Below are 11,919 nucleotides of genomic sequence, written 5' to 3'. Positions count from 1 at the left end.
AATATGACAATTGCTTTAGGGCTGAGGCAATTAAGTGCACGCGCACCTGCGGTGCTTGCGACTAGGGCGGGTTCGCGCGCCGCCCCCTCCCTAAGACCCTCCCGACGCGCGCATAATCGCCCGGAACAGGGTTTTTGCCTTAGGGAAGCGGCGTTTAAGCGCACGGGCGCCTTCGGCGCATGAGGCAAAAAAAAGCACCCCGGGACACGCCTGGGGTGCTTTTTATGACGCCGTAAAGGCGCCGGTCTGGATGTGTGGTGTTTAGGGACTCTTTTTGGCCTTTTTCGGGCTTATTCCGCCACCCTGGCCATAAACTTCTTTTCACCGCGGAGGGAGCGGAGCATGTACATGCCCTTGCTGAACCCTGCAGCACGGAGCGCATCGCCCACATGTGCACCATCAAGATTCACCGTACCCACCTGCTTGCCCTTCAGGTCGAACACGCGGTAGGTGTAAGACCCGAACGAGTTGAACTGAGCCACGGTCTTGATCGCGGTAGTGCCTTCGAGCGGGTCAGTATCTTCGGCATCCTTGCCCGCGACGAAGTTGATGTAGTCGATATCCATCCAGTCGCCCGTAACGGTAAACCGGAGGATGTGTTCGCCCGCGGGGAGCTTCACGTTGGCAGAAACCTTGTTGTAGTCATCGTAATTCTCTTCGCCGGAACTTGCCTGCGGGACGGCAATCGCATCGGTGATGTTCTCGCCATCGATGGAGAGCTGGAAGCCGGAAGTGCTATTGGCAGAAGCGACGGCGGCAAACATGGTGTAGTCACCCGCTTCCTTCACGTTCACGGTATATTCGAGCCATTCGCCCACCTGGTTGTAACCCACGATTACGCCAGTAGCCTTCTTGTACAGGTCGACACCGGTACCTTCACGCAAGTCGCTATCACCGTGATTCTCGGAATCGTTCTCGTTGTAGGAATCGACACCCGCGCCGCGGCCAGTACCCGGTTCGTCAAAGTTTTCCATCTCGATCTTGCCGGGGATAGCCCAGGCCTTGCCGCCAAACGGCTTCTGCGGTTCCGGAGGCGTGGTGCCACTGCCCTCGAAGCCCCAAGCCTTCACGTACATGGTAGAATCCTGGTTGCCCTTGAACACGAGGAACAGCTGGTTCACGATGCCCTTGAGGCCATCGACTTCGCACTTGTTTTCGGCATAGGTATTCTTGTTGCCGGTATTCTTGAGCGTGCAGGTACCTGCGAGCGTACCCGTCGCAGAACCCGTGCGGATTTCAATCTTGTTGCCGTCAGCAGCACTCGAAGCCTCGACAGTAAAGCCCGTTGCCGCGGTACCGAAGTCCACGCCACTTACGCGGATCCAGGATTCCTTGCTGGAAAGCGGAATCAGCACGTGTTCGGCTTTCTTGCCCTGCACGAAGTTGGAACGGCTGCGGATGCCCTTCTGCTTGGAACTCGTGAGCGCCGGATACCAGTCGTACGGGTCGAAGTTCTCGATCTGCTTCGGGCCTTCGTTCGTCACCGTGACCGTCTTGATAGTACCATCGTTGTTGTAGAACATTTCATCAACAGAAACGCTGCGGTGGTAACCTTCGTTCGGCTTCGGCTGACCGTCATCGGCCGGAATAATTTCAAGTCCGTTATGGCCCTTGGCAATACGGCGGTCATGATAGACAACGTAAGAATGGCCCTTGAATTCGGCAATACCATGGTGGTTGTTGTTGCCGTTAATGCTTCGACCATTCATACTCGGGTCGCCGAGAATGGTACCCTTCCAGGTGTACGGTCCCATTACGTTGTTCGACATGCCGTAGTCAATGGTAGGTGCACCCTGCTGCCAGCCAGTACTGTAAGAGAAGTAGTAATTGCTCCCGTGCTTGTGGATGTAAGACGCCTCGAGCATCTTGCGGGTCGGGAGGTTGTTCACCTTCACGTGAGAGCCGTTACCCACCGGAGCATCCTTCGCGTCGTTCAGCTTGACGATATCGAAGTTGTCGGTATTCGGACGGCTATTGCTTTCGCCGCCGCCCCACGTCACGTAGGTGGTGCCGTCGTCATCGATAAAGATACCCGGGTCAAAGCACCACGAAACGCCATCGCAACCGATGATGCCGCGGCCACCGACCAACTTGTCCTTGCCCTGGCCCACGGCGTTTGTCCACGGGCCATCGATAGCCGGGGCCTTGATGTAGCCGATACCGCCGCCACCGCCATCGGGGAACACGATGTAGAACGTGCCATTGTGCACGGCGATGCCGGAAGCCCAAATGTCGTTAATGCCGTTCACCTTGCGGGCGTCGTAGATGATGCCATAGTCGGTCCAGTTCTGCATATCCTTGCTGCGGAATGCATAGAGGGCGTAAATCTTGTAGCCGTCGGAATTTGCGGGCGCCGGATCGTCGGAATCCGTAATGATGTAGAAGTATTCATCGTCGGCAGCGGCACCGGGGTCGGCCAGATAATGGTAGGTAGAAATCGGGTTATCGGCAAGTGCAGAACCAAAGAGACCGCACGCAAGAGCCAAACCAAGCTTTCCCTTGGAAATCTTCTTCATATTAACATCCCATATTCAACCGCGACACCGCAGTCTAACCATTATAAAATTTACCATCCCCACGTGCATTTTTAACAACCTTTCAAACAAAAACCATTGACGTTTTGTCCACGGGCACCTCCGGTGCTTTAAAAAAGGCCCCCGGCATTCTGCCGGGAGCCTTTCAAACACAAGAGAGAGTTTGTACGAACAAAGACTGAGCGGTTTTATTTCGTCACGCGGGTCATGAACTTCTTGTTTCCGTTCACCTGCTTGAGCATGAATACTCCCTGCTGGTAGCCCGCAGCCTTGAGTACCTGGGCCGCAGAGGCACCGCTGGCAAGTTCCACCTTGCCGAGCATCGTACCCGCAAGGTCAAACACCTGGTAAGTAGCAGCGCTGCTCACATGGAACTTAATCCCATTCGAAATCGCGGTGGTGCCAATCGGTTCCGGGTCCGTCGCATCCTTGCCTTCCACGAAGGTGAAGTAGTCGATATCGAACCAGTCGCCCGTAACCGTCATACGCAGGATATGTTTACCCGCAGTGAGCGTCACGTTCCTCTGTACCTTGGCATAGTCATCGAAGCTGCCCTCGACATCAGTCTTGGCGGCAAGGATAGTATCCGTAATGTCCTTGCCATCGACCGACATCACGAAGCCCGCATTCTGGTTGTCCGTCGCCACGGCGGCAAAGAACGTGTAGTCGCCATCCTTCGCGACATCGATGGTGTATTCAAGCCATTCGCCGGACTGGTTGTAGCCCACGATAATCCCGGTCGCATTCGCGTAAAGGTCAACAGACGGGGCATCTTCCTTGCGGTAATCGACCTTCGCGGAATCTGCAGCACTCTTCGCCTTTTCGAAGCCGTGGTTCTCGGAATCGTTGTCGCTGTACGAATCGTTGCCCGCACCGTAACCCGGCACGTCAAAATCTTCGGCCTGGATCTTGCCCGGAACAGCCCAAGCTTTGCCACCAAATGCAGTCTGCGGTTCAGGTTCACGCTTGGTGCCCTGGAATTCCCATTCAAGGATGCCCATGGTAGAATCTTTAGAGCCCTTGAACACGAAGAACAGCTGATCGACAACGCCGGTAAGGCCGCTCATTTCGCAGTCGTTATCGGCATAATCCTGCCAGCCGCTAGTCTTTGCAAGGTTGCAGGTACCGGCAAGCGTACCGCTGGCACTGCCCTTATGGATTTCAATCTTGTTACCGTCAGCCACGCTCGCTGCCTTCACGCGGAGGTTCTGCGCACCGTTACCGAAGTCCACGCCACTCACGCGAATCCAAGATTCCTTGGATGCCTGCGGAGTCAGCACGTGCTTCACCGGCTGGCCCTTGGTCCAGTCCGTACGGCTGCGGATATTAAGTTGTTTGGAACTCGTCGTTGCCTTGTACGTCCTGTACGGGTCGAAGTTCTTGATTTGCTTCGGGCCTTCGCGGGTAAAGGTCAGCTTGTTCATCTTGTCGCCACTCCAGGTGAGTTCGTCAATAGACACACTCCTGTGGTTCTCGTAATTCGGGTTCACCGAGCATACGCCCTGCTGGGTACAGGCTGTCGGGTGGTTGTCAGATGTCACCAGGCGACGGTCATGGTAAACGGCATACCACTTGTCCTTGAACGGGGCAAAGCCATGGTGGTTGTTGCCGCCTTCGCCGTGAGCATCGGGCACAGAACCGATGCCCGGAATGACCTGGCCCACATAGTTGTAGGGGCCCATGATCTTGTTGGACGTACCGTAATCAATAATCTGGCTACGGTTGTTGAAGCTCAGGTAGTAGGTGCTGCCCTTCTTGTGCAGGTACGGCGCCTCGAAGGAGTTCGGCAACTGGACACGCGTAAGGGAGTTCTTGTCCATGGTAATCTTGCCGTTGCTTTCGTTAAACTTGATGATGTCGAAGTTGTTGCCGTAAGGACGCTGGCTGCTTTCGCCACCGCCGAAAATCACGTAGCCCGAACCGTCGTCATCGAAAAAGATGCCCGGGTCAAAGCAGTGTGCGATTCCATCGCAGCCACCGATAACGCTGCTGCCACCGCCGGCGATTCTGTTCACGCCATGAGACGCCTGAATCGGGTCGGTATAAGGGCCGTCAATCGCAGGCGCCGTAATCATGCCCACGCCGCTCGCGCCATCGGGGTAAACTATGTAGACCTTGCCGTTCTTCACGGCGATGCCCGAAGCCCAGGTGTTGTTCGGGTAGCTGCCGAATTCACGCTTGGAGCGGAAAATCATGCCGTGGTCGGTCCAGTTCTTCATATCTTCGGAAGTGAACGCGAAAAGGCCGACGATGTCGTAGTTCCAGTTGGTCTGGTTGTTGTAGTCGTCGACGTCGGTCAGGATGTAGAAGGTATCACCATCGGAGGCACACGAAGGGTCCGCCAGGTAATGGTAAGAGGATATCGGGTTGTCGGCAAGGCCGAAGGTAGCAAGGCCTGCGCCCAGGCAGAGCGCGCCCACGCTTTTCCACACGTTCATAATAACTCCTTATGAGGGGAAGCCCGTGAGCAACATCCACACCACAAACATCCCTTTGATAATAAAGATACCCCCAAAAAACAAAAAATGTACCGTTCGTCACGGCACATTCATTGATAAATTGTCAAGGCCAAAATGGCCAAATTCGGTCAAAAACGCGCTATTCCGGGTCCCTAGCGACAAACTTGGAGTAACCGAACACCTCGATATCGTCGATCCAGAACTCACCGCCCGTACCGCCGAAGATGGATATGTCGGTAATGTTGCGCTTCACGACATCCCAGCCGAGGTTTCCGCCAGTCTTGTTGCTATCGGGTTCCAGGAAGTCGTCCGGAGTCACCACGTAGCGGTTCCAGGTCGTATCCACATCCAAGTGGACCCAGGCCTTGCCGCTCGTCAGTTCGGACGTGCTATCGACGTTCAGGTCCAGCGAGAACGAAATGTACTTGCGCTTCGCGGTATCCACGATATCGGTGCGGGCCCAGAACACGATGGAATCGAGATTGCTCATATCAACCATGCCACCGAGCGAGCGGCCCATCAGCACCCAGTTGTAGTTGGAGTCATTCTCGCACGTGAAATGCGCGGCCTTGCCTTCGCGGCCAAGGCCCGCATCCACAATTTCGATACTGCCATTGGCATTTTCCGAATGCTGGACCTTCCACGCATCGATGCTACCCTCGAAGTCCTCGAAAACAAACGACGGGAGGGAATCCTGCGGGCGGGTATCGATAACCACCGCACTTTCCTGACCGGCACGCACATTGGCAATGGAGGACCCGAGCTTGCGGATGACACGCACCTTGCCCTTCTTGCCCGAATCGTCCACGACAACGCTATCGGTCTGCACGAAGGCGACCATCTCGAAGAAGCCCGCGGGGAGCGACTTGAACTCGAAGTTGCCCATACCATCGGCCATAACGCTGTAATCAAGGCCCTGGACCGCCACCGTAACTTCGGAGGCATCCTCGTCATCCTCGACCAGCACTCGGCCCGAAACAAGACCAGGCTTGCCCAAGTGCAAGGACACACGGCCGCCCTCGGTCTGCCACGACCTGTAGTTGAACTTGGAGGCGCCCTTCAGGGAATCGCTCCTGGCCTCGACAATGTAGCTGCCGTAGCCCAGGTTATCCAGAATGAGTTTGCCCGTAGAATCCGTCTCGAAGTTCATATTCTCGTCCACGAGGGAATCTTCGAGGGAATCAGCCCCGGCCAAGTAGCTGTCGGGGCGAACAATAACGCGAACACGTGCCGCCGGTGACCCATCGGCGAGCTGAACGGAAAGGGCGATGGAATTCTCAGTTTCCATCGATGATCCGGCGACACCGCTGTCTCCACCGGAACACGCGACAAGGGCTCCACCCAGTGCCGCCAACCCTAATTTCCACACCCTATTCATCATTTTTTAACTCCTGCGCCTTCCCCCATTATAGCATTTTCAGGGAAGCCTCCTTTTCTGGCGACCGGATAAAATGCCATCGAAAGTTGCATAACGCGGTCGGAATTCTTGGCTTCGTCAACCCGTTTTTGCACTAATCTGCGGAATTCCCTCAGCATATCGCCCAAATCCTCGAAACAGGCCTGGTCTACGGAGAGGGTAAGAGTGGACACGTTGCGCTCGGTAACGGGCACGTTATCCAGGGAATCGCTGGCAAGGGAGAGCACCTGGCGCTGGAACTTGCGGACCGCCTGTGCCTTTTCGGGGCCACCTACCGTGAGGTGCGCATCCGTGAGGGCAAGTCGACCGCTGGCAAGTTTCTTCACCAGGCCCACCTCTTTCAGGATTTCAATAGCCTCGGTAACCTGCTCCTCCGAAATCGGGGGGCAGATGTCCTTTGCAATCTGCTTCACGTTCACCACGCCGCCGTTCAAGTCCAGGTAGGCACGCACGGCAGGGATCCACCAGTTCTCGAGCAGCTTGAGTTCCGCCGCCTGGAGGCTGTGGCGTTCGACATCGCGAAGGGAAAGCGCCTTCGCCATGAGTTCTTCTTTCTTCGCCTTGTCCTTGCTGACCGCGGCAGAGAAGAGCAAATCAAAGTATTCGGCCTCGCGACCGCTCAGGGCCAAAATTTCCTTGGCCGCCTGTAACGCATGGGCGGGGAGGTGCTGCTTCTTTTGCAACACGCGGTAGAGGTAGCTGGAATCCAGCCCCAGCTTATCGCCCATCATGCGATAACTGTAGAAGGGCATCTCCGCCTTGCGGCGGTCGTAGTAGTCCTTCAAAAAATCGCGGTAGTCCGCTATGTCCGAAAAAGTAACCATCAACAATAAGATACCTTTTCCAAATTAGAAAAATTTACATTGCAGCCCATCTTTCATTGACGTTTTATCCATAGCGGACTTGACAAAAATCACATTTTTGATGAATTTCTGCAATTTTCGGGACAAAAAGTGCCTTTTTTCCTAAGAAAAAAACGCGTTCCCCCCTATACAACAGGCCCTCAGTTTTTTACTATATGTAAATAAAAGACAAAAAAATGTATGATGTCAGCCAACCTAGACGCAACAAATAATGACGTGATATCGCGGAACATCATCCGCGACATGGGGAACGGAGTCCTCGTGATAGACAAGGCGAACAGGATAATCTCGTTCGTGAACGATTCCGCCGCAAAGATTCTCGACAAGACCAAGGAAGAGATGATTGGCCAGAAGTTCGCCGCGTGCTTCTTCGAGTACGAAGAGAACGACGCCTTCAACGACTGCGTCAACAAGGCCATCTACGAATCCGACGTGTCGCACAAGATGACGACGCCCTACTATACCGGCAAGGAAACCAAGACGCTCTACGTGACATCCTCGTACACCAAGGACGACAACGGGAAGCCGGTCGGCGTGGTGCTCATCCTCGATGACATTACCGAGAAAGCCAAGCTGGAACAGCGCCTGATGAAAAACCAGGTCGGCACCATCATGATGATGGCAGAACTGGTGGAAAGCCGCGACGGCAACACGGGCGGGCACATCAAGCGCACGGCGGAGTACGTGAAGATTATCGCGCAGCAGCTCTTTGACGACAAGAAGTTCCCGGAAGAAATCGACGACAAGTTCTTAAACGACATCACCACAGCGGCCCCGCTGCACGACGTGGGCAAGATAAGCGTATCCGACGCCATCCTCAACAAGCCGGGCAGGCTTACCGACGAGGAATTCGCCATCATGAAGAGCCACGCCGCCGTTGGGCGCAAGCTCCTGAAGGACGCCGTAGAGGCAACCGAGCACTCCTCGTTCCTCGATACCGCCATCGACATGGCGGGGGCGCACCACGAATGGTGGAACGGCAGGGGCTACCCCGATGGAATTGCAGGTGAAATAATCCCCCTCAGCGCAAGAATCATGGCGATTGCCGATGTATTCGATGCACTTGTATCAAAACGCGTCTACAAGCCGGGCATGCCGCTAGAGAAGGCTTACGCCATCATCCGCGAAGAGACGGGCACGCATTTTGACCCGGTTTGCGTGGAAGCGTTCTTCAAGGCGCAGGATAAGATCGAGAACGTGCTCAAGAGCCACGCGGAAGACTAGTTATTGGTCATTGGTTATTAGAGATTGCGGGTATGGGGATGTTTTTTTTCGGGAAAATAGATGCAACCGAAGGTTTTTCCCGTGCATCCAAATAGCAGAATGGACGAACAGGTTATTGCAAAAGGTATCCGTGAAGGCAGCCGGGAGGCACTTGGAATGCTGTGGAGAGAACACAGCACCAAGATGCTGAACCTCGCCTTCCGCATGCTCAAGGACCGCGACCGCGCCGAAGACATCCTCATGGACGTATTTGTCGGCATTCCGGACGCCATCCGGGCATTCCGCGGGCAAAGCGCCCTCGGGACCTGGCTCTACCGGCTCACCGTGAACGCCTGCCTCATGAAGCTGCGGGCAGAAAAGCGCCACGGCGAACTCGAGGAACTGAACCTCGACACGATTGTCGAGGAGACCCTCGGGAAGCAGGAAGCCCCCCGCAACGACCAGTTCGACCCGGAACTCTTGCAACTCGGGCTGAACGCACTCCCCGCCGAGACGCGGGGCATGCTCTGGCTCAAGGATGCCGAAGACCTCGACGTGAAGGACCTCGCCGAAATATATGGCATGCCGGACGGCACCATCAAGGCGCGTCTCAGCCGCGCAAGGCACTTCGTGAAGGACTACATAACGGAGAAACTGAAAAATGCTTGACAAGATCGACTTCTCGAAAATGGAGCGCATTACACCCCGGGAGGATTCCTGGAGCAAGGTATGCGCACGCCTCGACGCGAAGGCCAACGCCAGCGCCCACAAGGGGAATATCTTGAGCATCAGGAGCCTGTACAGCGCCATCCCGCTCGCGGCAAGCCTCGTGCTGGTAAGCCTCACCGCAATTCTCCCCGCAATCGAAAGTTCCACCGAAGAAATCTCCCTCGAGAACGTCGCCTCGGAAGATATCACCAGCTGGTACAACGGCCTAGGGAATTCAACAAACGACGACGATTTCGAAACCCTCGAGGAAACTGTCGGGTTCAGCTATTTAACCAAGGAGTAATCTATGAAAGATTCCAAACTGTTCATCGCAGGCATAGTCGCATTCGCGCTTGCCCTCGGGGTTATCCTCGGGAACTTCTGCAGCAAGAACAGCGCCTGCTGCTGCCAGAAGGCAGACATGTCGCAGTGCATGCGCCAAGGCATGACGCCTCCCCCGCCTCCGGGACCGCATGGCGATTTTCACAAGGACCACCGCCCGCACGGCGACTTCCACAAGGGGCATAAGCACAGGGGGCACATGAACCCGGAAGTCATCGATTCGCTCCTGCAGGTGACACCCGAGCAGAAGGCTGCCCTCGATGCCAACCGCGCGAAGGGAGATTCCATATTCAAGGAACTGCGCCAGCAGAAGCACGACGCAGAGAAGGCACTGGGCGAAGCGCTCGAAAGCGGCGACCAGGCCGCAACCGAAAACGCGAAGGCCAAGGTGCTCGATGCCGACAAGGCCCTGCTCGAACACCGCATCAACGGCGTGCAGTCCCTCGCGAAAGTGCTTTCCAAGGAACAGCTGGAAAAGTTCAATCAGTTCCGCAAGGAGCGCATGAAAGAATTCAAGGACCGCAGGAAAAAGGGCCCGCAGGAATAACTTTTAGACAAACTTGTCGTAAATAGCAAAAAACCGCGGTTTAAACCGCGGTTTTTTAAGTTCCTAGATTCTATCGTGTCCTTGCGGACACTCCAGAACGACATGTCACCCTGGAGTGCGAAGCGCGATAGGGTCCATTAAGCCTGGTGAGCCTTGAACCACTTGATGAGCCCGTTGGTAGAGCTGTCGTGGTTCAGTTCGGCATCGGCCTTGGCGAGTTCCGGAAGGATCTTCTTGGCAAGCTGCTTGCCGAGTTCAACACCCCACTGGTCGTAGCTGTTGATGTTCCAGATAACGCCCTGAGTGAAGATCTTGTGTTCGTACATGGCGATGAGGGCGCCGAGCGTTTCCGGAGAAACGTAGTCCATCATGATGGAGTTGGTCGGCTTGTTGCCTTCGAACACCTTGTGCGGGGCGAGGAATGCGATTTCTTCTTCGCTCTTGCCATCCTTGCGGAGTTCTTCCTGGGCCTGGGCGAGGGTCTTGCCGTTCATCAAGGCTTCGGGCTGTGCAAAGAAGTTGGAGAGGAGCTTCTGGTGATGGTCGCCGACCTTGTTGTGGCTGTTGGCCGGGGCGATGAAGTCGCAAGGAATCATCTTGGTGCCCTGGTGGATGAGCTGGTAGAAGGCGTGCTGGCCGTTCGTACCCGGTTCGCCCCAGAGGATCGGACCCGTCTGGTAGTTCACGCGCTTGGAGTCGCGGTCAACGGTCTTGCCGTTGGATTCCATGTCGGCCTGCTGGAAGTAAGCGGCGAGGCGGTGGAGGTACTGGTCGTACGGGAGCATCGCGTAGCTGGAGGCACCGAAGAAGTTGTTGTACCACACGCCGATGAGGGCGAGGATAACCGGCATGTTCTTGTCAGCCGGAGCGGTCTTGAAGTGCTGATCCATTTCGTAAGCGCCCTGGTGGAGCTTCATGTAGTTTTCGAAGCCGATGCGGAGCGCGATGGAGAGGCCGATGGCAGACCACAGGGAGTAGCGGCCGCCGACCCAGTTCCAGAATTCGAACATATTGGCAGTGTCGATACCGAAGGCAGCGACGGCCTCGGTGTTGGTGGAAAGCGCAACGAAGTGCTTGGCGATGGACTTTTCGTCGCCATTGAAAGCCTTGAGGACGGCGGCCTTTGCGGTTTCGGCGTTCGTCATGGTTTCAAGAGTGGTGAAGGTCTTGGAAGCGACGATGAAGAGCGTTTCTTCGATGTTCACCTTCTTGAGGGTCTCGGCCATGTGGGTGCCATCGATGTTAGAAACGAAGTAGACTTCCGGGGAGTATTCGCCGGCAATCGGCTTGTCGGCATACGGCTTGAGGGCTTCGGTGACCATCACCGGACCGAGGTCAGAGCCGCCGATACCGATGTTCACCACGTACTTGATGGACTTGCCGGTGTGGCCTTTCCACTTACCGCTGCGGACGAGGTGGGTGAAGTCTTCCATGTGCTTGAGAACCGCACGGACTTCGGGCATCACGTCCTTGCCGTCGACGCAAATCGGGTCATTACCCTTGTAGCGGAGAGCGGTGTGGAGCACGGCGCGCTTTTCGGTGGTATTAATCTTCTCGCCGGCGAAGTACTTCTTGCGCATGTCTTCGAAGTTCGCGGACTTGAGCAAGTCCTGGAGCTTCGCCATGGTCTCGTCGGTGATGATGTTCTTGGAGTAGTCCAGGAAGAGTCCGCAGGCTTCCAGGCTGAACTTCTCGGCACGGGCCGGGTCCTTCGCGAAGAGTTCCTTCATGTGCCAAGTCTTGGCGACTTCGGCGTGGGCCTCAAGGGCCTTCCATTCCTGAGAATCAGTCAGTTTCGACATAGATTAATCCTTTCCGCAAAAGCGGTTATTGTTGCGGAGCTAAA

At 55.7% G+C, this 11,919-nt stretch carries 9 protein-coding genes; 4 read left to right on the top strand and 5 right to left on the bottom strand.

From position 1 onward, the window contains the following. Positions 1–290 precede the first annotated feature (290 nt). The 4 genes from CRO08_RS00530 to CRO08_RS00515 all read right to left on the bottom strand — a co-directional run bounded on the left by CRO08_RS00530 (position 291) and on the right by CRO08_RS00515 (position 7,234). Positions 291–2,516, bottom strand: a complete 2,226-nt coding sequence (locus CRO08_RS00530) for a carbohydrate-binding protein (RefSeq protein ID WP_097034638.1) — start codon at positions 2,514–2,516, stop codon at positions 291–293. A 206-nt stretch (positions 2,517–2,722) separates the two neighbouring features. Next, positions 2,723–4,972, bottom strand: coding sequence for a carbohydrate-binding protein (locus tag CRO08_RS00525; protein WP_097034637.1), 2,250 nt, complete (start codon positions 4,970–4,972; stop codon positions 2,723–2,725). Between the two features lie 160 nt (positions 4,973–5,132). After that, positions 5,133–6,374 (bottom strand): carboxypeptidase-like regulatory domain-containing protein, encoded by a 1,242-nt coding sequence (locus tag CRO08_RS00520; protein ID WP_141398170.1) that lies wholly within the window; start codon positions 6,372–6,374, stop codon positions 5,133–5,135. Further along, on the bottom strand, positions 6,371–7,234 hold the full coding sequence (locus tag CRO08_RS00515; protein ID WP_097034635.1) for a DUF4423 domain-containing protein: 864 nt from the start codon (positions 7,232–7,234) through the stop codon (positions 6,371–6,373). Before CRO08_RS00515 ends, CRO08_RS00520 begins: the two co-directional genes overlap by 4 nt. Before the next feature lie 219 nt (positions 7,235–7,453). Between CRO08_RS00515 and CRO08_RS00510 the strand changes: the two genes are divergently transcribed. From CRO08_RS00510 to CRO08_RS00495, 4 genes are all read left to right on the top strand, one after another. After that, complete coding sequence (locus CRO08_RS00510) at positions 7,454–8,497, top strand: HD domain-containing phosphohydrolase (RefSeq protein ID WP_097034634.1); 1,044 nt, start codon at positions 7,454–7,456, stop codon at positions 8,495–8,497. A 156-nt stretch (positions 8,498–8,653) separates the two neighbouring features. Further along, positions 8,654–9,145, top strand: coding sequence for an RNA polymerase sigma factor (locus CRO08_RS00505; RefSeq protein ID WP_255252178.1), 492 nt, complete (start codon positions 8,654–8,656; stop codon positions 9,143–9,145). Then, entirely contained in the window at positions 9,138–9,488 is a 351-nt protein-coding gene (locus CRO08_RS00500; RefSeq protein WP_073113543.1) for a hypothetical protein, read from the top strand. The genes CRO08_RS00505 and CRO08_RS00500 overlap by 8 nt, the downstream gene beginning before the upstream one ends. 3 nt (positions 9,489–9,491) lie before the next feature. After that, on the top strand, positions 9,492–10,073 hold the full coding sequence (locus CRO08_RS00495; protein WP_097034632.1) for a Spy/CpxP family protein refolding chaperone: 582 nt from the start codon (positions 9,492–9,494) through the stop codon (positions 10,071–10,073). Between the two features lie 137 nt (positions 10,074–10,210). On the opposite strand, the gene pgi is transcribed toward CRO08_RS00495, so the two are convergent. Next, a complete protein-coding gene (gene pgi, locus CRO08_RS00490) occupies positions 10,211–11,875 on the bottom strand; it encodes a glucose-6-phosphate isomerase (RefSeq protein WP_097034631.1) in 1,665 nt (554 codons plus the stop codon). Between the last annotated feature and the right edge of the window lie 44 nt (positions 11,876–11,919).

The organism is Fibrobacter sp. UWT3 (assembly GCF_900230125.1).
In the GTDB taxonomy this organism is placed as follows: domain Bacteria; phylum Fibrobacterota; class Fibrobacteria; order Fibrobacterales; family Fibrobacteraceae; genus Fibrobacter.
Note: the sequence above shows the minus strand (reverse complement) of the source record. Positions and strands in the feature narration are given on the sequence as shown.